General features: G+C 73.9%; 23 protein-coding genes. 12 read left to right on the top strand and 11 right to left on the bottom strand.

Going from position 1 to position 24,590, the window contains the following annotated elements; translation table 11 throughout:
- The first annotated feature begins 100 nt into the window (after positions 1–100).
- From Q5530_RS13820 to Q5530_RS13810, 3 genes are all read left to right on the top strand, one after another.
- The gene (locus Q5530_RS13820; RefSeq protein WP_415362587.1) at positions 101–1,945 is read left to right on the top strand and encodes a Xaa-Pro dipeptidyl-peptidase; all 1,845 of its coding nucleotides are present in this window, start codon (positions 101–103) and stop codon (positions 1,943–1,945) included.
- A gap of 91 nt (positions 1,946–2,036) precedes the next feature.
- Positions 2,037–2,807 (top strand): peptidoglycan DD-metalloendopeptidase family protein, encoded by a 771-nt coding sequence (locus Q5530_RS13815; RefSeq protein WP_415362586.1) that lies wholly within the window; start codon positions 2,037–2,039, stop codon positions 2,805–2,807.
- Positions 2,808–2,922: 115 nt separating this feature from the next.
- The gene (locus Q5530_RS13810) at positions 2,923–3,936 is read left to right on the top strand and encodes a DUF4192 domain-containing protein (protein ID WP_415362585.1); all 1,014 of its coding nucleotides are present in this window, start codon (positions 2,923–2,925) and stop codon (positions 3,934–3,936) included.
- Between the two features lie 400 nt (positions 3,937–4,336).
- Here Q5530_RS13810 and Q5530_RS13805 read toward each other — a convergent pair whose 3' ends face one another.
- From Q5530_RS13805 to Q5530_RS13790, 4 genes are read right to left on the bottom strand one after another with little or no spacing between them, the layout of a single operon-like run.
- Complete coding sequence (locus Q5530_RS13805) at positions 4,337–6,382, bottom strand: prolyl oligopeptidase family serine peptidase (protein WP_415362584.1); 2,046 nt, start codon at positions 6,380–6,382, stop codon at positions 4,337–4,339.
- Positions 6,382–7,344, bottom strand: a complete 963-nt coding sequence (gene galE, locus Q5530_RS13800; RefSeq protein WP_415362583.1) for a UDP-glucose 4-epimerase GalE — start codon at positions 7,342–7,344, stop codon at positions 6,382–6,384. Before galE ends, Q5530_RS13805 begins: the two co-directional genes overlap by 1 nt.
- Positions 7,345–7,363: 19 nt before the next feature.
- Positions 7,364–8,533, bottom strand: a complete 1,170-nt coding sequence (gene galK, locus Q5530_RS13795) for a galactokinase (protein ID WP_415362582.1) — start codon at positions 8,531–8,533, stop codon at positions 7,364–7,366.
- Positions 8,530–9,222 (bottom strand): metal-dependent transcriptional regulator, encoded by a 693-nt coding sequence (locus Q5530_RS13790; RefSeq protein ID WP_380636393.1) that lies wholly within the window; start codon positions 9,220–9,222, stop codon positions 8,530–8,532. The genes galK and Q5530_RS13790 overlap by 4 nt, the downstream gene beginning before the upstream one ends.
- 62 nt (positions 9,223–9,284) lie before the next feature.
- Between Q5530_RS13790 and Q5530_RS13785 the strand changes: the two genes are divergently transcribed.
- Positions 9,285–10,124, top strand: coding sequence for a sulfurtransferase (locus Q5530_RS13785; protein ID WP_415362581.1), 840 nt, complete (start codon positions 9,285–9,287; stop codon positions 10,122–10,124).
- Positions 10,125–10,287: 163 nt separating this feature from the next.
- Here the strand turns inward: Q5530_RS13785 and Q5530_RS13780 are convergent, their stop codons facing one another.
- A complete protein-coding gene (locus Q5530_RS13780; protein ID WP_415362580.1) occupies positions 10,288–10,911 on the bottom strand; it encodes a DUF3558 family protein in 624 nt (207 codons plus the stop codon).
- Between the two features lie 173 nt (positions 10,912–11,084).
- Here Q5530_RS13780 and Q5530_RS13775 point away from each other — a divergent pair, with 173 nt between their 5' ends.
- The 5 genes from Q5530_RS13775 (at position 11,085) to Q5530_RS13755 (ending at position 17,343) form a co-directional block, all read left to right on the top strand.
- Complete coding sequence (locus Q5530_RS13775; protein WP_415362579.1) at positions 11,085–12,260, top strand: acetoin utilization protein AcuC; 1,176 nt, start codon at positions 11,085–11,087, stop codon at positions 12,258–12,260.
- A 6-nt stretch (positions 12,261–12,266) separates the two neighbouring features.
- The gene (locus Q5530_RS13770; RefSeq protein ID WP_415362578.1) at positions 12,267–14,936 is read left to right on the top strand and encodes a GNAT family N-acetyltransferase; all 2,670 of its coding nucleotides are present in this window, start codon (positions 12,267–12,269) and stop codon (positions 14,934–14,936) included.
- Positions 14,937–15,152: 216 nt separating this feature from the next.
- Positions 15,153–15,986 carry a glutamate ABC transporter substrate-binding protein gene (locus Q5530_RS13765; RefSeq protein WP_415362577.1) on the top strand — a complete coding sequence of 278 codons (834 nt, stop codon included), beginning with the start codon at positions 15,153–15,155 and terminating at the stop codon, positions 15,984–15,986.
- Positions 15,987–16,045: 59 nt separating this feature from the next.
- Positions 16,046–16,819, top strand: a complete 774-nt coding sequence (locus tag Q5530_RS13760; protein ID WP_415362576.1) for a GntR family transcriptional regulator — start codon at positions 16,046–16,048, stop codon at positions 16,817–16,819.
- 197 nt (positions 16,820–17,016) lie between these two features.
- Positions 17,017–17,343, top strand: coding sequence for a hypothetical protein (locus Q5530_RS13755; RefSeq protein WP_415362575.1), 327 nt, complete (start codon positions 17,017–17,019; stop codon positions 17,341–17,343).
- Positions 17,344–17,430: 87 nt separating this feature from the next.
- Here the strand turns inward: Q5530_RS13755 and Q5530_RS13750 are convergent, their stop codons facing one another.
- A complete protein-coding gene (locus Q5530_RS13750) occupies positions 17,431–18,153 on the bottom strand; it encodes a hypothetical protein (protein WP_415362574.1) in 723 nt (240 codons plus the stop codon).
- Positions 18,153–18,716, bottom strand: a complete 564-nt coding sequence (locus Q5530_RS13745; RefSeq protein WP_415362573.1) for a hypothetical protein — start codon at positions 18,714–18,716, stop codon at positions 18,153–18,155. Before Q5530_RS13745 ends, Q5530_RS13750 begins: the two co-directional genes overlap by 1 nt.
- Before the next feature lie 570 nt (positions 18,717–19,286).
- Between Q5530_RS13745 and Q5530_RS13740 the strand changes: the two genes are divergently transcribed.
- On the top strand, positions 19,287–20,141 hold the full coding sequence (locus Q5530_RS13740; RefSeq protein ID WP_380636409.1) for a helix-turn-helix domain-containing protein: 855 nt from the start codon (positions 19,287–19,289) through the stop codon (positions 20,139–20,141).
- Complete coding sequence (locus Q5530_RS13735) at positions 20,138–20,314, top strand: DUF397 domain-containing protein (RefSeq protein WP_415362572.1); 177 nt, start codon at positions 20,138–20,140, stop codon at positions 20,312–20,314. The genes Q5530_RS13740 and Q5530_RS13735 overlap by 4 nt, the downstream gene beginning before the upstream one ends.
- Here the strand turns inward: Q5530_RS13735 and Q5530_RS13730 are convergent.
- The 4 genes from Q5530_RS13730 to Q5530_RS13715 form a co-directional block, all read right to left on the bottom strand.
- Positions 20,298–20,432 (bottom strand): hypothetical protein, encoded by a 135-nt coding sequence (locus Q5530_RS13730; protein ID WP_415363073.1) that lies wholly within the window; start codon positions 20,430–20,432, stop codon positions 20,298–20,300. The genes Q5530_RS13735 and Q5530_RS13730 overlap by 17 nt on opposite strands.
- 409 nt (positions 20,433–20,841) lie before the next feature.
- Positions 20,842–22,335, bottom strand: coding sequence for an aldehyde dehydrogenase (NADP(+)) (locus tag Q5530_RS13725; protein WP_415362571.1), 1,494 nt, complete (start codon positions 22,333–22,335; stop codon positions 20,842–20,844).
- Complete coding sequence (locus tag Q5530_RS13720; RefSeq protein ID WP_415362570.1) at positions 22,332–23,156, bottom strand: NAD-dependent epimerase/dehydratase family protein; 825 nt, start codon at positions 23,154–23,156, stop codon at positions 22,332–22,334. Before Q5530_RS13720 ends, Q5530_RS13725 begins: the two co-directional genes overlap by 4 nt.
- Before the next feature lie 29 nt (positions 23,157–23,185).
- Positions 23,186–23,968, bottom strand: a complete 783-nt coding sequence (locus tag Q5530_RS13715; protein WP_415362569.1) for an IclR family transcriptional regulator — start codon at positions 23,966–23,968, stop codon at positions 23,186–23,188.
- Positions 23,969–24,108: 140 nt separating this feature from the next.
- Between Q5530_RS13715 and Q5530_RS13710 the strand changes: the two genes are divergently transcribed.
- The gene (locus tag Q5530_RS13710) at positions 24,109–24,309 is read left to right on the top strand and encodes a hypothetical protein (RefSeq protein WP_415362568.1); all 201 of its coding nucleotides are present in this window, start codon (positions 24,109–24,111) and stop codon (positions 24,307–24,309) included.
- Positions 24,310–24,590 lie beyond the last annotated feature (281 nt).

Below are 24,590 nucleotides of genomic sequence, written 5' to 3'. Positions count from 1 at the left end.
GATCGTCGGGTCTTGGACTGTCTACATTGGACTTGACAGGGGTGTGCCGCGGGGGGAGGGTCTGCCCGAAACCTGTCCTACACATGATGGGGGTTCGGTCGTGAAGGGTGCACGGAGAGCCGCCGTGCTCGCGGCTCTGGTCGCGCTGCCGCTGGGGCTTCCGCCCGTGGTGGCGGGCGCGGCCGCCGAGGGCCCGGTGTTCAGGGACGGCGAGGCGCAACCCGTCTTCAACGCCGCGGACGTCGTGCGCGAGAGCGTGTGGGTGCGCGCCCCGGTCGACAGCGACCGCGACGGGCGCGACGACGAGGTCTACACCGAGGTGGTGCGCCAGGCGGCCACCGACCGCGGGCTGAAGGTGCCCGTGGTGTTCTTCAACAGCCCGTACTTCTCCGGCGGCAACGACGTGGCCAACCACGACGTCGACGTGGAGCTGCACGTGCCCGACGGGCGCGGCGGCCACCAGCGGCGCGACGGGGCGGCGCTCAAGGCCGAGGCGGACGAGCGGATCGCGGCGGCCGTCGGCCCCCACGCCGGTCCGATCACCTCGGGCCGCTACGAGGCGTACTTCGTCTCGCGCGGCTTCGCCGTGGTCTACGCGGAGTCGCTGGGCACCGGCAAGTCCACCGGCTGCCCCACCTCCGGCGGGCGCAACGAGACCACCGGCTCGAAGTCCGTGGTCGACTGGCTCAACGGCCGCGCCACCGCGCGCGACGCGGCGGGCGCCGAGGTCGAGGCCGACTGGACCACCGGCAAGGTCGCCATGATGGGTGTGTCCTACAACGGCACCCTGCCCAACGCGGTGGCCGCCACCGGCGTGGAGGGCCTGGAGGCCATCGTGCCGATCGCGGCCATCTCCAGCTGGTACGACTACTACCGGGCGGATGGCGCGGTCGTCGCGCCCGGCACGTACCAGGGTGAGGACACCGACGTGCTGGCCGAGTACGTCTACACCCGTGCCGACCAGGAGATCTGCAAGCCGGTGATCGCCGAGCTGACGGCCCGGCAGGACCGCGTGACCGGCGACTACAACGCCTTCTGGGACGAGCGGAACTACGTCAAGGACGCCGGCCGGGTGCGGGCCGCGGTGCTGGCCGTGCACGGGCTGAGCGACTGGAACGTCAAGCTCAAGCACGTCGCGCAGTGGTACGAGGCGCTCAAGCAGCACGGCGTGGAGCACAAGATCTGGCTGCACCAGGCCGCGCACACCGACCCCGACACGCTGCGGTCGGCCGAGTGGCGGCGCACGCTCAACCGGTGGTTCAGCCACTACCTGTACGGCGTGGACAACGGCGTCGAGGACGAGCCGAAGTCCACCGTCCAGCGCGAGGACCGCACGTGGGTGGACGAGGCCGAGTGGCCCGCGCCGGGCACGGCCAAGGCGCGCGTGCACCCGTGGGCCGGCGGTGCGACCAAGGGCGCGCTGCGGACCTCCGCGGTGCCCGGCCGGCCGGTGGTCGAGTCCCTGCGGGACGACTCGTCGGTGCTCGCGGAGGACCTGGTCGACCTGCCGAGCTCGGGCAACCGCCTGTCCTACGCGACCGGGGCCACGTCCGCCGACCTGCGGTTCTCCGGGACGGCGCGGGTGCGGCTGGCGATCTCGTTCGACCGGCGGGCGGCCAACGTGACGGCGCTGCTGGTCGACCGCGCGCCGGACGGCACGTCGCACGTGATCACGCGTGGCTGGACCGACCCGCAGAACCGGACCTCGCCCGACCGCACCAGGCCGATCGAGCCGGGTGAGCGGTACCAGGTCGACGTCGAGCTGGAGCCGACCGACTACGTGGTCGAGGCCGGGCACTCGGTGGAGTTCGTGCTGATCTCCAGCGACTACGACTACACGCTGAGGCCCAAGCCGGGCGCCGGGCTGTCCATCGACCTGACCTCCACCGTGGTGGAGCTGCCCGTGGTCGGCGGAACGCGGGCGTTGCGCCGTTCGGTTGGTTAGGAAGTAATTCACGAAGTGACAACCTGGTAAGTCTTCCACTTCGGCGGCCGGTCGTGATCGGATGCCCACCCAGTCGTCAAGGAGGTGGCAGATGAGCCGAGCCAGGCGCGTGTTCGTCACGGCCCTGGTGGCCCCGCTCGTCGGCCTCGCCCTCACCCAGGGCGAGGCCGCGGCGGCGCCGAACTTCCAACTCCCGTTCCCGTGCGGGCAGGTGTGGGAGGGGCAGACGCGCACCAACCACAGTCCCGCCAACTCGGTGGACTTCAACCGCGCGAACGACGACGGCGACCCGGTCGTCGCGTCCGCCGGCGGCACCGTGAGCAGGGTCGCGAACGAGGGCAGCACCAGCTACGGGCGGTGGGTCGAGATCGACCACGGCGGTGGCTGGCGCACCCGGTACGCGCACCTGTCCGCGCAGGCGGTGTCGGTGGGCCAGTCGGTGCGCATCGGGCAGCGGATCGGCAGCGTCGGCACGACCGGCGGGTCCAGCGGGCCGCACCTGCACTACGAGCAGCGGCTCAACGGCGCCGACCAGAAGATCAACTTCAACGGCGCGCAGATCCTCTACTGGGGCAGCCGCAGCTACACCAGCCGGAACTCCTGCGGGACCAGCGGCACGACCGGCACGGTCGGCACCGACAGCGGCGCCTCGGTGACCGTGCGCTCCGGGCCCGGCACCCAGTACGCGGCGGTCGGCTCGGTGGCCGACGGCGCCTCGGTGACGATCCGCTGCCAGGTGCGCGGCCAGAGCGTCACCGGCAAGTACGGCACCACCACCCTGTGGGACCAGATCGGCTCCGGCTACATCTCCGACGCGTACGTGTACACAGGTTCGGACGGCCAGGTGGCCCCGAACTGCTGAGTTTCCCCAGGTCGACGGCCGCTCCCGACCCCGTCGGGAGCGGCCGTCCCCGAGTTGTCCACAGGCGACGACCCCGCCCTGGCGCCCACCGCCGCCCCCGGCCACAGTCGAAGCCATGACGAAGCTCCTGCCCTCGCCCCGGCTCCACGACCCGGGCGACCTGATCGCCGCCGTGCCCCACCTGCTGGGCTTCCACCCGACCGACTCCGCGGTGCTGCTCGTGATCGACCGGCACGCGGTGGCCCTGACCATGCGCGCCGACCTCCCGCCGCCCGACCACCCGGGCGGTCCGGTCGAGCGGCTGCTGCTGCCCGCCGCGCGCCACCGCGGCGCCACCGCCGCGGTCGTCGTGGTCGGCGGCGGCTCGGGCGACCCGCCGGAGGACCTGCCGCACGACACCCTGGTCGACGAGCTCGACGACGCCCTGATGGCCCTGGACATCCCCCTGGTGCTGGCCGTCTGGGTCCGGGCCACCGCCCGGGGCGAGCCGTGGTTCGACTACCACGACGCGGGCACCGGCGGCGCCACGCCGGACCCGGCGAGCACACCCCTGGCCGCCGCCACGGCCGCCCACGGCCACGTCACCTACCCCAGCCGCGAGGCGATGGCCGAGGTGCTGAGGCCCGACCCACCGGAGGTCCTGGGCCGCCGGGCCGCCCTGCTGCACCGCCGGATGACGGGGCCGGAGGGGCCGCCGGCCCGCCGGCACGACCTGATCCGGTCGGAGGTGCTCCGGGCCGCGACCCGCAAGCGCCCGCTGACCGACGAGGAGGTGGCGGAGCTGGCGCACGCCCTGGCCGACCCCCTGGTCCGCGACGCGTCGCTGGGGTACTGCGTGGGGGACCACGCCATCGGCGCCGAGGTGCTGTGGACGGAGCTGACCAGGGCGTCCCCCGCGCCGGAACGGGCCGAACCCGCCACCCTGCTGGCGTTCTCGGCGTACCTGCGGGGGATGGGCAGCCTGGCGTCGCTGGCGCTGGAGCGGGCGGCCGAGGCCCACCCGGGCCACCGCCTCAGCGAGCTGCTGAGGGAGGCCCTGGACACGGGCCTGCCCCCGGACCAGCTGCGCCTGCTGGCCGAGCAGGCGGGCCGGGCCGAGTGGTCCCGGCCACCGGAAGGGGGCACCTGACCACGGCCCGACCTGGCCTGGCCGACCCGACCCGACCCGCCTGACCGGCCCGGCTCGGCCGGCTTGACCGGCCCGGCTCGGCTCGGCTCGGCTCGGCCGGCTTGACTCGGCCTGACCGACTCGATCCGACCGGCCCGGCTCGGCTCGACCTGAACGACCCGGCCTGACCGACCGCCGAAAGCCGGGGTCCAGGCCCTAGACCAAGACCCTGCGACCCGACCTCGACCAGGACCCGGACCCTGCGACCAGACCGGACCGGACCCGATCCCAAGCCGAGCCGGCCCGACCACGACCCGACCCGACCACGGCCCGGCCACAGTCCGACCGGAACCCGATCACGTCCCAACCACGACCCCAGCGCGGCTCAGCGCACCCCAGGAGGCCCTCAACGAAGAACACCTCAGACCAGGTCCGGTCGCCGCCAGGGCTCGCCCAGGACGTGCTCGGCCAGGAAGGCGAACACCGTCTCGTACCAGACCTTCGCGTTGCCCGGCGTCAGGATCCAGTGGTTCTCGCTCGGGAAGTACAGGAACTTCGCCGGCACGCCGTGGCGCAGGAGGTCGAAGTACAGCCGCTGCCCCTCGCCGATCGGCACGCGGTAGTCCTTGTCACCGTGGATCACGAGCATCGGCGTCGTGATGTCGGCGACCCGCAGGTGCGGGGAGTTCGCCGCCAGCCGCTCCTGCTGGAGCAGCGGGTCGCCCATCTCGCGGATCCAGTAGTACGAGTCGTCCGTGGTGCCGGTGAACGCGTCCAGGTGCCACAGCGACGCGTGCGTCACGATCGCCTTGAAGCGGTCGGTCCGGGTGGCGATCCAGTTCGCCATGTACCCGCCGAACGACCCGCCCATGGCGGCCGTGCGCGACTCGTCGATGTCGTCGCGCCGCTCCGCGACGTCGGTGACGGCCATCAGGTCGGTGTACGGCTTGCCGCCCCACGCGGCCCAGCCGGCGCGCACGAAGTCGTGCCCGTAGCCGGTGGACAGGGCCGGGTCGGGCAGCAGCACCGCGTACCCCCGCGCGGCCATGAGCCACGGGTTCCAGCGCCAGCTCCACCCGCTCCAGCTCATCACCGGGCCGCCGTGCACCCACAGCAGCAGCGGCGCGGGCCGCTCGGCCGAGGCGCCGGTCGGCAGCACCAGCCACGCCCGGACGGTGCGTCCGTCCTCGACCACCACGTCGATCTCGGTCAGCGTCCCGGGCAGGGACTCGACCGCGCCGGGCGCGGGCAGCGGCACCGCGTCCTGGTCGACCCCGGTGGCCGACAGGCGCACCGGCTGCGGCGGGTGGTCCCACGCGCTGCGCAGCGCGTACACGGTCGTGCCGTCCGGGCTGACCCGGACCTCGTTGTACGAGCCGGTGGCGGTCAGCTTGACCACCTCGCCGGAGGCCAGGTCGAGCCTCCACACCGGCTGGTGCCCCCGGTGGCTGCTGGTGAAGTACACCGCCGAGCCGTCCGGGGCGACGACCGGGTGCTCCGGCTCCTCCGGGAAGTCCGGCGCCAGGTCGGTGACCTCGCCGTCGAGCGAGATCCGCACCAGGCCGTTGCGCCACGGGCGGTCCGGCGTCGAGTCGACGGTCCGCACCGCGACCAGGCCGGACGAGTCCGGCAGGAACACCGGCTGGGAGAACGAGTGGCCCTCGCGGTCGGCCAGCACGCGGTCGTCGGACCCGTCGGCGGCGGCGAGCCGCAGGCGCACCCGCGTCCCGTACGCCGCGCTGACCTCGACGCCCTGGGTGCGCGCCACCCACCGCCCGTCCGGGCTGATGGCGGGGGAGTCGCTCAGGCGCGCGTTCGCGCCCGGCGTCAGGTCGACCAGGTCCGCCGCGCCCAGGCGCGGGGCGTCCACGTCGACCGGGTCGGTGGTGGCCAGCACGCGCGGGTAGCTCGGGCCCAGGTCGGCGTCCCAGTACCGGATCGGGTAGGACTCGTGCAGGATCGCGGTCACCCCGGCGTCCTCGCGGGCCTTGCGCACCTCCTCGTCCCGCTCGCCGAACTCGGCCGTCGAGTGGGCGCCCGACACGAGCAGCACCCTGCCCGCGTCCCGCGCCACCGCGAAGCCCGACACGCCGCCGGCGGGCCGGAACAGCTCGCGCGCCTCACCGGCCGGCGGCAGCAGCCACAGCGCGGCTTGGTCCTTCGGCCCGTCCTTGCCGGGCCCGGCCTCCGCGTCGGGCCGTGCCGAGACGAACAGCAGCGCGCCGTCCGGCGTGAACGCGGGCGAGCCCTCGGCCTTCGCGCCGCGCGTCAGCCGCCGCGCCGGGCGCTCGCCGGCGGGGTCGACCTCCCACAGCGCCGCCTGCCACGTCTTGCCGTCCGGTGACGGCGTGGACACCGCCGTCACCAGCCGCGTGCCGTCGGGCGACAGCGCCAGCGACGAGAGCCGGGGCATCCCGGTGAACGCGGTGAGGTCCCCGAACCCGGCCCCGGTGATCGTGCCCGTCATCACGCCTCCCGCAGCGACCGGGTGAACTCCCACGCATCGCGCACGATCCCGACCAGGTCGACCCGCTCGGGCTTCCACCCCAGTTCGGTGCGGGCCTTCTCGCTGGAGGCCACCAGCACCGCCGGGTCGCCGGCGCGGCGCGGGGCCACGGCGGCGGGGACCGGGTGGCCGGTCACCTCGCGGCAGGCGTCGACGACCTGCTTGACGGAGAAGCCGAAACCGTTGCCCAGGTTGTAGATCCGGTGCTCGCCCGCCGTCGCGTGCTCCACGGCCAGCAGGTGGGCGTCCGCCAGGTCCGCGACGTGGATGTAGTCGCGCACGCAGGTGCCGTCCTCGGTCGGCCAGTCCTCGCCGTAGACCATGATCCGCTCGCGCTCCCCGAGCGCGACCTGGAGCACCAGGGGGATCAGGTGCGTCTCCACGCCGTGCCGCTCGCCGAAGCGCCCGTACGCGCCGGCGACGTTGAAGTAGCGCAGCGACACCGCCGCGATGCCGTGCGCGGCCGCGTAGGAGGTGATCGCGTGGTCGATCGCCAGCTTGGTCGCCCCGTAGGTGTTGGTCGGCCGCGTCGGCGAGGTCTCGGGGATCGGCACCCGCTCCGGCTCGCCGTAGGTCGCCGCCGTGGAGGAGAACACCAGGCGCGGGGTGCCGTGCTCGCGCATGGCGTCGAGCAGCCGCAGCGAGGTGACCACGTTGCCGTGCCAGTACTTGGCGGGGTCGGTCATGGACTCGCCCACCAGGGACTTGGCGGCGAAGTGCAGCACGCCGTCGAAGCCCTCCGCGAGCAGCCCGCCGATCGCCTCGTCGATGCCCGCCTCGACCAGCCGGGCCCCCTCGGGAACCGCGTCCGCGTGCCCGGTGGACAGGTCGTCCAGCACGACCACCTCGTGGCCGGACTCCACCATCCTGGCCGCGCAGACACTGCCCACGTAGCCGGCACCGCCCGTGACGAGCAGCTTCACCTTCAGTTCCCCGCTTTCGTCAGTTTTCCGGTTCATCCCGGCCGGCGCCCGCCGAGGGCACCGCCGTGAACGTCCTCGGCGCCTGCCAGCCGCGTTCGGCGAACGCCTCCAGCACCCGCCGCACCACTCCGTCGTGCTCGGCCACCGGCACCAGCGCGATCGCGGACCCGCCGAAACCGCCGCCGACCATCCGGGCGCCCAGCGCGCCCGCCGACCGCGCCGCGTCGACCGCCACGTCCAGCTCGGGCGCGGACACCCGGTAGTCGTCGCGCAGCGACGCGTGCGAGGCGTCCAGCAGCGGCCCGAGCTCGGCCAGCGCGTTCGCGCGCAGCAGCTCCACGGCCGCGAGCACGCGCGCGTTCTCGGTCACCACGTGCCGCACCAGCGGGCGCAGCCCGGCGGGCAGCCGCCCCAGCGCGTCGTCCAGCCCGTCCACCCCGACGTCCCGCAGCGCCGGCACGCCCAGCAGCCCGGCCGCCTCCTCGCACCCGGACCGCCGCGCGCCGTAGCCGCCGTCGGTGTGCGAGTGGCTCGCCCGGGTGTCGACGACGAGCACCTCTAGGTCCTGCGCGGCCGCGTCGAACGGCACCTGCTCGGACTCGAAGGACCGCACGTCCAGGAACAGCACGTGCGCCTCGGCGCAGCACAGCGACGCGGTCTGGTCCAGCAGACCCGTCGGCGCGCCCACGAAGTCGTTCTCCGCCCGCTGCACCCACCGCGCCACGGTGGGCAGGTCGTCCACCGGGTGCTTCGCCAGGCCCAGCAGCGCCAGCGCCACCGCGCACTCCAGCGCGTGCGACGAGGACAGCCCCGCGCCGGCCGGCACGTCACCGGCGATCACCAGGTCCGCACCGCCCGTCACGCCCTGGTCGCGCAGCACCCACGCCACCCCGGCCGGGTAGGCGGCCCAGCCGCGCACCGCACCGGGCTCCAGGTCCGCGACCGCGATCGGCTCGGCGTGGCGCACCGCGCCGTCGTCACCCAGCGTCGCCACGCGCAGCAGGCCGTCGTCCCGCGGCGAGGCGGCCACCGCGGTCCGGTGCGGCAGCGCGAACGGCAGCACGAAACCGTCGTTGTAGTCCGTGTGCTCCCCGATCAGGTTCACCCGACCGGGAGCGGACCACACACCGGCCGGCGCGGCGCCGTGCAGCCGGGCGAACGCGGCGGCCGCGCGCCGCGCGGGCCTCACCGCGCCTGCACCAGCACGGCGTGCGCGACCGCCGGGTCGAGCTCGGCGGTGGTGCCGTTGCCGCGCACCCGCACGACCCTGGCCCCGGCCATCGCGTTGATCTCCACCGTGCCGCCCGGCACCACGCCCGCCGCCTTCAGGTCCGCCATCAGGTCCGGGTCGAGCTGCACGTGCTCGGCGATCCGGCGCACCTCGACGCGACCGCCGCCGCGTCGCGCGACCTCGTCCAGGCGCAGCAGGTCGGCCTCGGCGGGCGGCGCGGGCTCGCCGTCGCCCAGCTTGTCCAGACCGGGGATGGGGTTGCCGTAGGGCGAGGTGGTGGGGTTGCCGAGCAGCTTCACGAGCTTGCGCTCGACCGCCTCGCTCATGACGTGCTCCCAGCGGCACGCCTCGCTGTGCACGTGCTCCCACTCCAGGCCGATGATGTCGACCAGCAGCCGCTCGGCGAGCCGGTGCTTGCGCATGACCGCGATGGCCAGGTTGCGGCCCTGCTCGGTCAGCTCCAGGTGGCGGTCGTCGGCGACGACGACGAGCCCGTCGCGCTCCATGCGGCCGACCGTCTGGCTCACCGTCGGGCCGCTCTGGTTCAGCCGCTCGGCGATCCGGGCGCGCAGGGGCACCACACCTTCTTCTTCGAGCTCGTAAATAGTGCGGAGGTACATCTCCGTGGTGTCGATGAGGTCGTTCACACCCGTTCCCCTTACGTATGGCGTCAATGCTAGTCGGCCGGCTGCGGGTGCAGGATGGTGCCGTGCATCCACTGATCAGCACCGACGCCCTGGCCTCGGCCCTGGACGGCGCGCAACCCCCGGTCGTGCTCGACGTCCGCTGGCGGTTGGGCGGGCCCCCGGGGCACCAAGACTACGAGGTGGGGCACGTCCCCGGCGCGGTCTACCTCGACCTCGACGCGGACCTGTCCGCGCCGCCGGGGGCCGGCGGTCGCCACCCGCTGCCCGACCCGGCCGCCCTCCAGGCCGTGCTGCGCGCCGCGGGCGTCCGAGAATCTCACCCGGTCGTGGCGTACGACCACGCCGACGGGTCCATCGCCGCCCGCGCCTGGTGGCTCCTGCGCTGGGCGGGCCACCCGGAGGTGGCGGTGCTGGACGGCGGTTTCGCCGCCTGGACCGCCGAGGGCCGCCCGGTCACCACCGACGTCCCCGCCCCGGCGCCCGGCAACATCACCGTCCACCCCGGCGCGATGCCGACCATCACCGCCGACGAGGCGGCCGCCTTCCCCGGCGCCCTGCTGGACGCGCGGGCCCCCGAGCGCTACCGCGGCGAGACCGAGCCGGTCGACCCGCGCGCCGGCCACATCCCCGGCGCCCTGAACGCGCCCACCGCCGGCCACACCGAGGCGGGCCGCTGGCTGCCCGCCACCGCCCTGGCGGAGCGCTTCGCGGCGATCGGCGTGGACCGCGACCGCCCGGTGGCCGCCTACTGCGGCTCGGGCGTCACGGCCGGCTCGGTGGTCCTGGCCCTGGAGGTGGCCGGCATCACGTCCCCCACCGCCCCGGCCCCCCTCTACCCGGGCTCCTGGTCCCAGTGGTCCGGCGACCCGACCCGCCCCGCCACCACGGGCCCCACCCCCTAGGACCCCGCGAGTCGAACACTCGGGACCACCGTGTCGAACGCTCAAGACCCCCGAGTTCTACATCCGCGTCACGGCCGGGGGCTCGTGACGGGTGCGCGAACGTGGAACTCGGGGGTCCTGGAGGTTCGACACGGTGGTCCTGGACGTTCGACTCGCGGGTGGGTCAGGCGTTCGGGATCTTCTCGAACGCCTTGGTGGCCAGGTTCAGCGCCATCGGGCACGGGTCGCCGCCGTCGAGGGGGGACACGCTCGCCATGAACGCCGGCGTGATCACGTCCGGGTCGTCGGTCAGCATGACCATGACCGTGCAGTCGCCGCCGCCCTCCTTGATCTCGTACGCGGTGTTCCCGCCGACCTCGATCGAGCGCGCCTCGCCCTCGTTCTCGTGCTCGGCCAGCGTCAGCATGAACAGCACCACGGTGAACGGGTCCTCGGTGCTCTGCACGCACCCCGGCTCGCCGCCCTTGGCCGCGCCCACCGCGGCGGCCACCTCCGCGGGCGAGAGGATCGCGCAGTCGTCGAAGCCCTCGGTCTTCTTCCGCGTGGTGATCTTCACGTCGCCCGCCGGCTCCCGCGTCCCCGTGGTCGCGGGCGCCCGCGACACGGTCGGCCTCTCGACGGTCCGCGACGACGACGGCCTCCCGGACGCGGTCTCCTCCGCCCCCGACTCCGACCCGCCCTCGGCGGCGAGCGGCTTGCCGGTGACGGTCGTCGCGCACGCGGAGAGGCCGAACGTGAGCGCGAGGGCCAGCGCAGCGGTGAGGGCGGGGACTCGTCGCAGGTGCATGTCGTTCTGACCTCGTTCCGGCGTGCGCGGTTCCACGTTCGGTGGCCGCGGTCGTGAGCCGCCTCGTCCCGGCGGGCCCGGGGCAGACTCTAGGTGCCCCCGGCGCGCCCGCACGCCGGGGGCGACCAACCTGTGATCACACCACCGCCTCCGGCGTGGGTTAGGTTGCCGACATGGGCAAGGCAGCCGCTGTCGTCTGGGACGAGTCCTTCCTCGGCTACGACCTGGGCGACGACCACCCGCTCAACCCGGTCCGGCTCGACCTGACCGTCCGGCTCGCCGCGGAGCTGGGCGTGCTGGACGGCGTCGACCTGATCTCGCCCGACCCGGCCCCCGACCCCGAGATCGAGCGCGTCCACGAGCCCTCCTACCTCAACGCGGTGCGCGCCGCGCCGATGGCCGGCTGGGACGTGGGCCACGGCCTGGGCACCCCGGACAACCCCGTGTTCACCCGGATGCACGAGGCGTCGGCGCTGGTGGTGGGCGGTTCGCTGGCCGCCGCGCGCAGGATCGCGAGCGGCGAGGTCGACCGCGCCGTCAACATCGCCGGCGGCCTGCACCACGCCATGCGCGACCACGCCGCCGGCTTCTGCGTCTACAACGACTGCGCGGTGGCGATCTCGTGGCTGCTGGACAACGGCTTCGACCGCATCGCCTACGTCGACACCGATGTGCACCACGGCGACGGCGTGCAGGCCGCCTTCTACGACGACCCGCGCGTGCTCACCGCCTCCCTGCACCAGAGCCCGCTGACCCTGTGGCCCGGCACCGGCCGCCCGGCCGAGCTGGGCGGCCCGGGGGCGGAGGGCACCAGCGTCAACCTCGCCCTGCCCGCCGGCTCCCACGACCGCGCCTGGCTGCGGGCCTTCGACGCCACCGTCCCCGCCCTGCTGCGCGCCTTCCGCCCGCAGCTGCTGGTCACCCAGTGCGGCGTCGACACCCACCGCGAGGACCCGCTGGCCGACCTGGCGCTCACCGTGGACGGCCACCGCGCCATCTACCGGCGGCTGCGCGCCCTGGCCGACGAGGTCGCGGGCGGGAGGTGGCTCGCCCTGGGCGGCGGCGGGTACGAGCTGCTGCGCGTGGTGCCGCGCAGTTGGACCCACCTGCTGGCCACCGTCCTGGACCGCGACCTCGACCCGAACACCCCGCTGCCCGCCGGCTGGGTGTCCCACGCCTCCTCGCTCGCGCCGGACCGGCCCCTGCCGACCGTGATGACCGACGGGGCCGACACCGACTTCCGGCCCTGGGGCGGCGAGCTGGACACCCCTGCCGACCTGGCGGTCCGGGACACCCGGCGCGCGCTGTTCCCCCTGCACGGCCTGGACCCCGACGACCCGAGGGACTGATCACCGGTGGACCCGTTCGACTACCCGAGGTCCTGGGAGGCCGACGTCGTGCTCAGCGACGGCGGCACGGTCCACCTGCGCCCCATCACCCCCGACGACGCCGAACGCCTGCTCGCCTTCCACGGCCGGCTGTCCGAGCGCACCCGCTACTTCCGCTACTTCGGCCCCTACCCGCGGATGCCCAAGCGCGACCTCGACCGCTTCAGCACCGTCGACCACAGCGACCGCGTCGCCCTCGCCGCGTTCCTCGGCGACGACGTCGTGGCCGTGGGCCGCTACGACCGGCTCGGCGGCGGGAGCTCCGCCGAGGTCGCCTTCGTGGTCGAGGACACCCACCAGGGCCGCGGCCTCGGCTCGATCCTGCTGGAGCACCTGGCCGCCGCCGCCCGCGAACGCGGCCTGAGCCGCTTCACCGCCGAGGTGCTGGCCGAGAACGGCCAGATGGTGCGCGTCTTCCGCGACGCCGGCTACAGCGTCAGCCGCGCCTTCGACGAGGGCGCGCTGCACCTGGAGTTCGACATCGACCCCACCGAGCAGTCGGTCGAGGTCGCCCGCGCCCGCGAGCAGGCCGCCGAGGCGCGCAGCGTGCACAACCTGCTGCACCCCCGCTCCATCGCGGTCATCGGCGCCTCCACCGACCGCACCAAGATCGGCCACGCGGTGCTGACCAACCTGCTCACCGCGGACTTCACCGGTCCCGTCTACCCGGTCAACGCCGAGCACCGCTCCGTGCGCGGCGTCCGCGCCTACCCCTCGGTGCTGGAGATCCCCGACGACGTGGACCTGGCGGTCGTCGCGGTGCCCGCGCCGCGCGTGGACGAGGTCATGGACGCCTGCCTGGCCAAGGGCGTGAAAGCGCTGGTCGTCGTCACCTCGGGGTTCGGCGAGACCGGTCCGGACGGCCGCGGCGCGGAGCGCAGGCTCGTCGACGAGGCCCGCGCCCACGGGATGCGCGTGGTCGGCCCCAACGCCCTCGGCGTGATCAACACCGACGCGGGCGTGCGCCTCAACGCCACCCTCGCGCCCGCGCTCCCGGTCCGCGGCCGCACCGGCTTCTTCTGCCAGTCCGGCGCGCTGGGCACCGCCATCCTGGCCACCGCCGCCCAGCGCGGCCTGGGCCTGTCCACGTTCGTCTCCGCGGGCAACCGCGCCGACGTCTCCGGCAACGACCTGCTCCAGTACTGGGAGACCGACCCCGCCACCGACGTGGTCCTGCTGTACCTGGAGTCGTTCGGCAACCCGCGCAAGTTCGCCCGCCTCGCCCGCCGGCTCGGCCGCACCAAGCCGATCGTCGCGGTGAAGTCCGGGCGGCACGCCGTCACGCCCGCGCTCGCCGCCACCTCCGTGCCCGTCGACGAGGCCAGCGTGCAGGCGCTGTTCGAGCAGGCGGGCGTCATCCGCGTCGAGTCCCTGGCCCAGCTGTTCGACACCGCCCTGCTGCTGGCCCACCAGCCCCTGCCCGCCGGGCCGCGGGTGGCCGTCGTGGGCAACTCCACCGCCATCGGCCTGCTGGCCGCCGACACCGCCCTGGCCCAAGGCCTGGAACTGGCGGGCGACCCGGTCGACGTGGGCGCGCAGGCCGGGCCCGAGGCGTTCGCCGCGGCCGTCGAGGAAGCCCTCGCCGACCCGGGCGCCGACGCGCTGGTGGTCGTGTTCGTGCCCCCGCTGACCGTGCCCGGCACGGCGTTCGCCCGCGCCCTGCGCGAGGTCGTGGAGCGCGGCGGGCGCACCAAGCCCATCGCCTCCACCTTCCTCGCCGTGGAGGGCGTGCCGGACGAGCTGGCCGTGCCCGGTCCCGGCGGCGCGCCCGGCCGCGGCTCCGTGCCCTCCTACCCGAGCCCGGAGCGCGCCGTGCTCGCCCTGGCCCGCGCCACCCGCTACGCGCGCTGGCGCTCGGCGCCGCAGGGCACCTTCACCCGGCCCGCCGGCGTCGACGCCGACACCGCCCGGCGGCTGGTCGCGGAACTGCGGCCGGCCGAGACCGGCGAGCGGCGCCTCGACGACGACACCGCCGTGCGGCTGCTGGCCTGCTACGGCGTGGACGTCGTGCCGTTCCGCGTGGTCTCCTCCGCCGACGACGCCGCCCGCGCCGCCGCCGAACTCGGCTACCCGGTGGCGCTGAAGTCCACCGACGACCGACTGCGCCACCGCACCGACCTGGTCGGCGTGCGGCTGGACCTGACCGGTGACGAGGCGGTGCGCGGCGCCTACGCGATGCTCGCCGAGGTCTCCGCCGGGCCCGACGTGTACGTGCAGCGCATGGTGCCCAAGGGGATCTCCTGCGTGCTCGGCCTCCAGGACGACCCCTCGTTCGGCAGCCTGGTCTCCTTCGGGTTGTCCGGCCTGGTCAGCGACCTGCTCGGGGACCGCGCCTACCGGGCCGTCCCGCTCACCGACGCCGACGCGGCCGCGCTCGTGCGCGCGCCCAAGGCCGCACCGCTGCTGGCCGGGTACCGCGGCGACGAACCCGCCGACCTGGTCGCGCTCCAGGAGCTGGTGCTGCGCTTGGCCGCGCTCGCCGAGGACCTGCCGGAGATCCGGGAGGTGGCGCTGGAACCGGTGCTCGCCAGCGCGGCGGGCGCGTACGTCGGCAGCGCCCGCGTCACCCTCGGACCGCCGCCGTCCCGGCACGACACCGGCCCGCGGCGCCTGCGGTCGCCCGGCGCGAGCCACTGATCGCGAGCCGCCGAGTCCGCACCACCGACCGCGAGCCGCCGGAAACCGCCGAACGGCCACCCGCCGGAGCGGTGCGAACCCGCGCCGTCACGGTCCGGGCGCCGCACCGCAACCCTTGAACGATCATGACTTCCCATTTTGGCCGTCCCTATGGACGGACCCCCGGTGGCCCCCTAGGTTCCGCACATCCGAGGTAGGAGCCCGAAAAGGGGAAGAATGGTCCTGGCACACCTGCGCGCCCTCGTGGTCGCGTGCTCCGCCGTCCTGGTCCTCGCGTCGTGCTCCTCGGGCGACGACACGACCCTCGCCGGGAAGGCGGACAGCTCCGGCCGGCTGACCATCGCGGTGGCCTACGACCAGCCGGGCCTGGGCGTGCGGCGCCTCGACGGCTCGTACCGGGGCTTCGACGTGGACGTGGCCCGCTACGTGGCCCGGGAGCTGGGGGTCGAGGAGAGCGGCATCACCTTCACCGAGGCCCTCCCCTCCGCCCGCGAGACCCTGCTGACCAGCGGGGCCGCGGACCTCGTCGTGTCCAGCTACTCCATCACCGACAAGCGCAAGGAGGTCATCGACTTCGTCGGCCCGTACTTCGTCGCCGGGCAGGACCTCCTGGTCCGGCTCACCGACGAGCGCATCACCGGCCCCGACTCGCTCAACTCGGGCAACCTCAAGCTGTGCTCGGTCGACAACACCACCTCGGCCCAGTACGTGAAGGACCGGTTCGCGCAGTCGGTGCAGCTGGTGGAGTACCCCAACTTCAGTGATTGCGTCACCGCGCTGCTGGCCGAGCAGGTGGACGCGCTGTCGACCGACGACGTGATCCTCGCCGGCTACGCCGCGCAGAACCCGGAGCTGCTCAGGGTGGTCAACCAGCCCTTCAGCACGGAGGAGTACGGCATCGGGATGCGCAAGGGCGACGCCGACAGCCGGGCGAAGGTCGCGGCGGCCGTCCGGAAGATGATCGACTCCGGCGAGTGGCGGAAGTCCCTGGAGACCAACGTGGGTGAATCCGGTTACGCCATCCCGGACCCGCCGGAGCTCGCACCGTGACGCCGGACCCACCCCGATAGCGGTCTGACCGGCGCGGACGTCCCCGTAGGCTCGACTTCGTGCCCACCTCGCGCCCCATGCCCCACTACCGCGCGGACGGACCGGTCCGCGCGGGCGTCCCCGAACACGGTCGCGTCCCCCGTTACTACGCGGTCAAGACCGAGCTGCTGTGGCTCGTCGAGGCGCTGGGGGAGGGCGCGGCCCTGCCGTCGGAGCGGGACCTGGCCGAGCGGTTCTCGGTCTCGCGGGTCACCCTCCGCCAGGCCGTCGCCGAGCTGGTCGTGGAGGGCAGGCTGCAACGGCGCCGGGGCAGCGGCACCTACGTCGCGCCGCCCAAGCTGGTGCACCCGCTGTCGCTGGTCAGCTACACCGAGGGGATGCGCGGCCAAGGCGTGGCGCCGGCCCGCGGCGTGATCACCGTCGAGCGCCTGCCCGCCGACGAGGTGCTGGCCCGGGACCTGCGGGTGCGGCGCGGTGACGCGGTCATCCACCTGGAGCGCGTGCTGCTGGCCGACGACGAGCGGGTCGGGTTGGGGTCGACCTACCTGGCCGAGGCCCGGTTCCCGACGCTGCTGGACGTGTTCGACCCGACGACCTCGCTGCACGCGTGCCTGCGCGACCGGCTCGGGGTCGGGTTCGCCGAGGCCGAGGAGCGCGTGGAGACCGTGCTGGCGACCCCGCGCGAGGCGCTGCTGATCGGCACGAACCCGGCGCTGCCGATGCTCCTGCTGCACCGCGTGTCTTATGACAACGATGGCGAACCGGTCGAGCGGTCCCGTTCGCTGTACCGGGGGGACCGGTTCAGCTTCGCGGCGCGCCTCCGCTCGGGCTGACGACCTGGCCGGGCCCCGCGGTCCACTGTGGACGCGTAGCCGCAACGGACGCGCCCTGTCGGGTGAAGATCGGCGGACGGAGCCCGGGAAACGCCCGTTGGCAGGAATTTCGGCGTGCCCCCGCGGGGGTAACGTTGGCGCCGGGGGACGTGAGTCCTCCTCACCCGCAGCGCCGCGGGGGAAGCGGGGGTGCCGCCGTGACGTTCAAGGAAGAGTTCCTGGCGGAGCTCGAGGACTGCCTGCGCGGGTACGGCGCGGTACCGGTGCTCAACCCCAACGCGCTCGCCCGGCTCGTCGACTTCGTGCGCCGGCTCTCGGACGACGACCCCCGGCTGCGGTGCCTGGAGGGCGTCGACCAGGGGTCCGGGTCGTTCTGGAACAACCCCGCGGTCTGGTGGGAGCTGGTGCCCCGGTTCGGGGTGGCCTCCGGTGACTGCGCCGACCTGCTCGACCGGATGCTGGACGAGGCGATCACCGACGAGATCGACGTCCTGGAGATGGAGATCCGGGAGCTGCCCGGCTAGGTGGTTCACCCGTGGTGCACCTGGGTCGCCAGATGCACCACGGGGAGACTCCTCACCTGAGCCGGGCCGTGCTCCGGGACGTGCCGGTCACACCGAGAGCAACCGGTCGAAGAACGAGCGGTAGCGCTTGAGGGCCTGGCGCAGCTCCTCGGTGTCGACCTGCGCGCCCTCCTGCCACTGGCCCTCCAGCGAGCGCTTGTGCTCGGCGAACGTGGTGGCCAGGTTCTGGATCACCTGGGCGACCAGCTCGTCGGCCCGCTGCACGGCCTCGCGGGGGTCGTCCACGAAGTCGGCCTGCAACGCGCGCCACTCGGCCTGGTAGTTCGCCGAGTCCTCGGTGCCGAACAGCGGGGCGTCGCCCGCCGTCGTGGAGGTCGCCGAGGGCTCGACCGGTTCCCGGTCGACCGGGTGCTCGCCGTACTGCCCGTGCCCGACCGCTCCCGGCCCGACGTCGTCGCGCTGGTCGGGGGCCGGGTCGTCCCGGTCGTGCCCCTGGGGCCGGTGGTCGTGGTCGCCGTGGTGGGCGCCGGGCTCGTGGCCGCTGTCCTGGTGACCGCTGTCGTGGAAGCCGCTGTCGTGGACATCGGTGTCGTGGTGACCGCCGCTGCCGTGGTAGCCGCTGTCCTCGTGGTAGCCGCTGTCCCCGTGGACACCGGTGTCGTGGTGACCGGCGGACGTGTCGTCGACGGTGTCGTGCCGGTCGACCACCTGCTCGTCGCGCTGGTCCCGCTGCGGGACGATCGCGCCGTCCTGGTCGGCGGCCCCGCGGGGGGCCGCGAAGTCCTCGGTGGTCAGGCGCCGTTCGGTCATCACCGCGCTCCTTCCCGGCGCCCGCCCTCGTGGCGGTCGCCCAGCAGGTCCTCGAAGAGGGCCCGGTAGTGGACCATGGCGTTGCGGAGGTCTTCGGTGGAGGCGTCGCCGCGCTCGTGGCGCTGCGAGATCTCGTGCGCCTCCCGGTAGTGCTCGATGGCGCGGGCGTGCTCGACCGACAGCAGCGAAGCCTGGCGCTCGTACCCCTCGGTGGGGTAGCCGCGTTCGGCCATGAGGTCGGTCACCAGGCGGTCCGCCTGGCCCACCGCGGCCGACGGGGAGTCGACGAACTGCTCCTGCACGCTGGTCCAGTTGCGCTCGTAGCTGTCGCGCGAGGCTGGCGTGAGCTGTCGCAGCTCCAGCTTCGAGTGCTCGCGCTCGCGCTCGGCGAGCTCGCGTTCGGCGACCATGCGGTTGTCGGTCCGCTGCACCACCCGCTCGTACTCCGGGCCGAACCGCTCGCGCAACCTCTTGCGCTGCAAGGACTTCCTGACCAGCAGCGCCACCGCGACCAGTACGACCAGCACGACCAGGATGATGCCGATGATGGTGCCGGTGGACATCTCTGCCTCCTCACGGCTTCGGATGTCACGGGACTACCCATCGGGCGTCCGACTCGAAACCTGTTCATCTCTTGACGGGGTTCCGGGTCTGTGCCTGATCCCGGGTTGGGCGCGGAGGGCTTGTGGTCCAAGGGTTCCCGGGGTCGTCCGGAAGCACCCGCGCGATGATCTTGGACCGCGTGGCCGCGCGACCACGGTCGATCACCGGGTGATCACCGCGTGACCACAGTGGACCGTTCCGGGGGGGGCGGCGCGGAACCGGTACCGGACCGGTGGTGATCGGGAGCGGATCGGGCCGGAACGGGCCGGAACGGGCCCCGGGTCCGTGCCCGGTCGCCCGCCCGCGACGGGCCCGGGGGCGGCCGGCGGGGCGGGCCGGTGGGCTGAGCCGGGGGAGCGGCGCGGCGCGGCGCGCGTCGCGGGCGCCCAACCCGCGACCGCACCGCCCCGCCGGCAGTTCATGGCAATAGGGCGGATATGCACCGTATAAGTGCTCGAACGAGTGATCTGGCCAATCGGCCGAACGGCACTAGTGTGGTCCCAGTTCTTTTCCAACGAGGAGAGACCCGCATGGCAGCCGTCCAAACCCGACGCAAGCGCAAGTTAGGCCAGTTCCTCAACGCGCTCCGCAAACGCGCCGGCAAGACCGAGGTCGACTACCACGCCCTGACGCGCAAGACGCAGTCGACCCTCTCGCGCATGGAGAACGGCTACATCAGTCCGAGTTGGACCGAACTGAGCGCCCTGCTCGCCCTGTACGGCGCCACCGAGGCCGAGCGCCGCGAGGCCGAGGCGCTGTGGGAGGACGCGAAGCAGGACGGCACCCGCCTGGTGTACGCCGCCGCCTACACGCCCGAGGCGCGCACCTACGCCCGGCAGGAGGCGGACGCCACCGAGGTGCGCACGATCGAGATGATCGTCATCCCCGGTCTGCTCCAGACCCCGGCCTACGCGGCGGCGATCAGGCACGCCGGGCGGCGGTTCATGGACTCGTCGGTGTCGGCCGAGCAGGTGGCCGCGGCCCTGGCGAACCGCCAGCGGCGCCTGCCCGGTCTGCGCCTGCACGCGGTGATCGACGAGGCCGCCCTGCACCGCGTGGTGGGCGGGCCGGCCGTCATGCGCGAGCAGTTGTCGCGTTTGCTCGACGTGGGCCGGCAGGACAACATCACCATCCAGGTGGTCCCGTTCGGCGCGGGCGCCCACGGGACCATGTCCGGCGGCGGCGCGACCGCCCTCCGCTTCGAGGACAGCGAGCCTTCGGCCGTGTACCTGGAGTACGCGGGTGGCGGCAAGTGGGTGGACAATCGCGCCGACGTGCAGAAGTACCTCTTGCACTTCGAGAAAATGGTGAACGAGGTCGCCCTGTCGCCCAAGGAGTCGGCCTCGTTGATCAGAAAACTGGCAACCGCACTGAAGGACTCATGATCATCGACAAGACGTGGCGCAGAAGCTCCTACTCCGGCGCGGGCAACAACTGCGTCGAACTGGCCATCGGCCGGACCGCGACCCTGGTCAGGGACAGCAAGCGACCTGGTCCGAGACTGACCTTTGGGGACCGTCCTTTCCGGGCTTTCCTCACCTTCATCCGACAACCCTGAGCACCGCCGACGACCCGTCGTCCCGCTCCTCCACCACCGCGCGGAAGGGGGTGGTCGTGATCCGGTCGAGGGCTTGTCCCTCACCCCCGCCGGTGATCGCCTGGTCCGGTCGGCGCAACGGCGGTCGGGTCGGGTCGACACCGTGTTGAGCGCTCCAACCGTCCCTCCCGGGATTCCGAGTTCCGGTTCCGGACGGCACTTCGTTCACCCGAGCGGGTGATTTTTTTCCATTCGGTTTGAACGGTGGATTTCACCGTTCGGGCCTCGGCGGGCGCGGGGACCCGCCGGGGCCGCGCTTTCGCGGACCACTGGTCCGACCACGGGTGTGAACGCCCCGTCCAGTCCACTGTGGACTCCCGGTCGGAGTGCCCGCCGCGGGAACCCTCCGCCGGGACGAGCACGCGAACCGCGCCGTCGCGGCCAGGTCCGCGGTGCCGCCGGACCCCACGACCCCACGAAGACCCGCCCACCCGGGCAGGACGGGGGCCCGGGACCTCCGCCGGTCCCGGGCCCCGTCGGTCCTCGGCTCAGTGCACGCCCAGCACCCCGTCGACCCGTCGCGGGATGCCCAGCGGGTTGTCGGCCCGCAGCTCCGGCGGCAGCAGGTCCTCGGGCCACGACTGGTAGGTCACCGGCGCCAGCCAGCGCCGGATCGCCGTGGCGCCCACGGAGGTGTGCAGCGCGCTCGTGGTCGACGGCCACGGCCCGCCGTGGTGCATCCCCCAGGCCACCGCGACACCGGTCGGCCACCCGTTGAAGATCAGCCGCCCGGCCACGGGCCGCAGGGCCTCGGCCACGCGCCCGGCCAGCTCGTGCTCGGTGTCGTCGGCGTGCAGGGTGCCGGTGAGCGACCCGGGCAGGTGCGGCAGCACGTCGAGCAGCTCCTCGGGGGAGGAGTAGGTGACCACGACCGCCGCCGGGCCGAAATGCTCCTCGGCGAGCTTCTCCAGGTTGTCCGCGAACGTGGCCAGCGGCACCGAGTACAGGCGGGGCGGCACGCTCCAGCCCTCGTCGGGCGCGGTGCCCTCGCCGACCGGCGACACCAGGCCCGACGCGCCGAGGCTGTCGGTGCCCGAGCGGTAGGCGTCGCACATGCGCTCGTTGAGCATCGGGCCGCCGACCGCGGCGGACACGGCCTCGCCCAGCGCGGGCACCAGCGACTCCGGCGCGAACAGCAGGCCGGGGTTGGTGCAGAACTGCCCCACGCCCATCGTCAGCGAACCGGCGAAGTCGGCGGCGAAGCCCTCCGGCCGCGCGGCGGCGGCCCCCGGCAGGACGACGGTGGGGTTGACGCTGCCCAGCTCGCCGTAGAACGGGATCGGCTCGGGCCGGCCGGCGGCGAGGTCGAACAGCGCCCGGCCGCCCGCGGTGGACCCGGTGAAGCCCACGGCCTTGATGGCGGGGTGCTTGACCAGCGCCACGCCGGCCTGCTGGCCGTGCACGACGCCGAAGACGCCCTCCGGCAGCACGGCGGCCACGACGCGCGCGGTCTCCCGCGAGGTGCCGGGGTGCGACGGGTGCGCCTTGAGCACCACCGGGCAGCCGGCCGCCAGCGCGGAGGCCGAGTCGCCGCCCATCACCGAGAACGCGAACGGGAAGTTCGAGGCGGCGAACACGCCGACCGGCCCGAGCGGGCGCAGCAGGCGGCGCAGCGCCGGGCGCGGCGGGATGATGTCCGGGTTCGGCGTGTCCAGCGTCGCCTCCACCCAGCTGCCCTCGCGCAGCACGTCGCCGAACAGCCGCAGCTGGTTGGTGCTGCGCTTGAGCTCCGTGGTCAGGCGCGGCCGGCCGAGCGCGGTCTCCGCGTCGGCCAGGTCGATCAGCGCCTCCGCCTCCGCGTCCAGGGCGTCGGCCACCGCGTCGAGGTGGTCCGCCCGTTCGCGGGCCGACAGCGCGGACCAGGAACCGAACGCGGCGGCCGCGGCGCGCGCGGCCGCGTCGACCCCGCTGTCCGTCGTCTCCGGGACGGGCTCGCCGTGGGGCTCGCCGGTCCGCGGGTCGTACCCCTGGATGTCGCTCACCGGCCGTGCTCCTTGACCGCCGTGTCGAAGTCCGGCGTGCACCAGGCGCCACCGAGGTAGACGCGTGCCGCCGAGTCCGCCGGCGGTTCGCCGCCGGCCGCGAGGATCTCCTCGGCGTAGACCTCGGAGTCGTCCTCCGGCTTGTAGCCGAGCGCCTCCGCCTCGGTGAGCGAGAACCACCTGCGGGTGTTGGCCGAGACGCCCCAGACGACCCGGAAGCCGGGCGACGGCGCGGCCAGGCAGGCTTCGAACAGCCGGGCGGCGTCGTCGGGCGACAGCCACGTGGACAGCATCCGGAAGTCGCGCGGCTTCTCGAAGCACGACCCGATCCGCACCGCGACCACGTCCAAGCCGTACCGCGACGCGTAGAGGCTGCCCAGCCCCTCCATCGCCACCTTGCTCACGCCGTAGTACGTGTCGGGCTGCGGGAACAGGTAGTCCGGCGCCTCGCCGTCGCCCCGCCGGTGGTAGCCGACGGCGTGGTTGGAGCTGGCCAGCAGGACCCGGCCCACGCCGGCCCGCCGCGCCGCCTCCAGCACCACGTGGGTGCCGTTGATGTTCACGTCGAGGATGTCGGCCCACGGGCGCTCCAGGCTGTGCCCGCCCAGGTGGATCACCGCGTCCACGCCCTCGCAGGCCGCGTCCATCGCGGCCTGGTCGGTCACCGACGCCGTCACCACCTCGACCCGCTCGCCGTCCTCGGCGGCCGGCAGCGGCGCGATGTCCAGCAGGCGCAGCACCCGGTCGGGCGCGGCCAGCCGGGTGCGCATGAGCGTGCCGACTGTGCCGGCTGCTCCGGTGATCAGGATTCGTGCGGTCACGTGCGGCCCTTTCCGAAGGACGTCGGGTGTCAGCGGCCGAACTGGCGGAGCAGTTCGGTGATGGTGCGCGCGCCGTGCAGCAGCGCGTCGATGACCTGGCGCTCGTGCTCCGGGTCGAGCCGGCCCAGCGGCACCGAGCAGCTCATCGCGTCGAGCACGGGGTTGCGGTAGGGCAGCGCCACGGCGAAGCAGCCCAGGCCGGGCGTGTTCTCCTCGCGCTCGTGGGCGTACCCGACCGACCGGAACCCGGCCAGCTGCGCGTGCAGCGCCGGGCGTTCCACGATCGTGTTGGGCGTCAGCGGCTCCAGCCGGGCGGGCAGGATCGCGTCCACCTCGGCGGGCGCCCGCGCCGCCAGCAGCGCCTTGCCCAGCGAGGTCGAGTGCGCGGGCAGCCGGCGGCCGACGCGGGAGACCACCCGCAGGTGGTGCTCGGACTCGCGACTGGCGAGGTACACCACGTCGCCGCCGTCGAGCCGCGCCAGGTGCACCGTCTCGTTGATCTCCCGGCGCACCTGCTCCATCACCCGGATGGCGACCTGCACCACCGGGTCGTGGTCGAGGTACGAGGTGCCGACGAGCAGGGCGCGCACGCCGATGCCGTACGTGCCGCGGGTCTGGTCCAGCTCGACCCACCCGCGTGCCACGAGCGTCTGCAACAGCATGTAGAGGCTCGACTTGGGGTAGCTGAGCTCGCGGTGCAGCTCGGTCAGCGTCAGCGGCCGGTCCGAGGCCGAGAGCACTTCCAGCAGTTCCACTGTCCGATCGGCCGACTTGACCGCGTTCGGCCGAGCGGGTGACGCGGGAGAAGTCACCTGATCCTCCACGGGAAACGTTGCCGCAACGCACTTGACACGTCGCTGCGCCGATTCTTACAGTCCGGCCAGTACGTTCACAAGTACGACCCCGCTTCACATATATGAACGATGAGGACGTGGACAGGAGTTCAGGGTTCATGAGAGTCCCCCGCCGGTCCGTCGACGCTGCCGCTGCGCTGACCGCGCCGGGGTCCGCCCTGCCCTCCCGCGCTCCCTCACCGCGCACCACCGGGCACCCGACCGGGGTCCCCACCCAGATCCTGGCCGACTTCGAGGAGCCGATCCAGCGGCGCACCGCGCCCGGGGGTCCCCCACCCGAGTGGGGGACGACCCGGTGACCGCGGTCCGCACCGCTCACGACGTGGGTGCGACGGCCGGTGGCGGCGGTGCCGTCGTCACCCACCCCGTGAGGCGGCCCCACCGGGGTCGCCTCACGGGAGCGGTCGCTCCCGGACCCGCCCGCGGTGAGCTCGCCGCGCGCCGGTCCACCGCCGTGGGACCGGCTGCCCCGGGATTCGCCGCACGTGGGTCTGCCGCACGGGGACCTGCCGCACGCGGGTTCGCCGCACAGGGCTCCGCCGCGCGGGGACCTGCCGCGTGCGGGCTCACCGCACGGGGG

The sequence above is a fragment of the Saccharothrix sp. BKS2 genome (assembly GCF_047689505.1).
GTDB classification, from domain to species: domain Bacteria; phylum Actinomycetota; class Actinomycetes; order Mycobacteriales; family Pseudonocardiaceae; genus Actinosynnema; species Actinosynnema lopnurensis.
Note: the sequence above shows the minus strand (reverse complement) of the source record. Positions and strands in the feature narration are given on the sequence as shown.

Bases quoted from the DNA above. Each gene is read 5' to 3' on its own strand.
- Q5530_RS13815 (WP_415362586.1), top strand. From the start codon at position 2,037: ATGAGCCGAGCCAGGCGCGTGTTCGTCACGGCCCTGGTGGCCCCGCTC.
- Q5530_RS13810 (WP_415362585.1), top strand. From the start codon at position 2,923: ATGACGAAGCTCCTGCCCTCGCCCCGGCTCCACGACCCGGGCGACCTG.
- Q5530_RS13805 (WP_415362584.1), bottom strand. From the start codon at position 6,382: ATGACGGGCACGATCACCGGGGCCGGGTTCGGGGACCTCACCGCGTTC.
- Q5530_RS13780 (WP_415362580.1), bottom strand. From the start codon at position 10,911: ATGCACCTGCGACGAGTCCCCGCCCTCACCGCTGCGCTGGCCCTCGCG.
- Q5530_RS13775 (WP_415362579.1), top strand. From the start codon at position 11,085: ATGGGCAAGGCAGCCGCTGTCGTCTGGGACGAGTCCTTCCTCGGCTAC.
- Q5530_RS13765 (WP_415362577.1), top strand. From the start codon at position 15,153: ATGGTCCTGGCACACCTGCGCGCCCTCGTGGTCGCGTGCTCCGCCGTC.
- Q5530_RS13750 (WP_415362574.1), bottom strand. From the start codon at position 18,153: ATGACCGAACGGCGCCTGACCACCGAGGACTTCGCGGCCCCCCGCGGG.
- Q5530_RS13745 (WP_415362573.1), bottom strand. From the start codon at position 18,716: ATGTCCACCGGCACCATCATCGGCATCATCCTGGTCGTGCTGGTCGTA.
- Q5530_RS13740 (WP_380636409.1), top strand. From the start codon at position 19,287: ATGGCAGCCGTCCAAACCCGACGCAAGCGCAAGTTAGGCCAGTTCCTC.
- Q5530_RS13735 (WP_415362572.1), top strand. From the start codon at position 20,138: ATGATCATCGACAAGACGTGGCGCAGAAGCTCCTACTCCGGCGCGGGC.
- Q5530_RS13710 (WP_415362568.1), top strand. From the start codon at position 24,109: ATGAGAGTCCCCCGCCGGTCCGTCGACGCTGCCGCTGCGCTGACCGCG.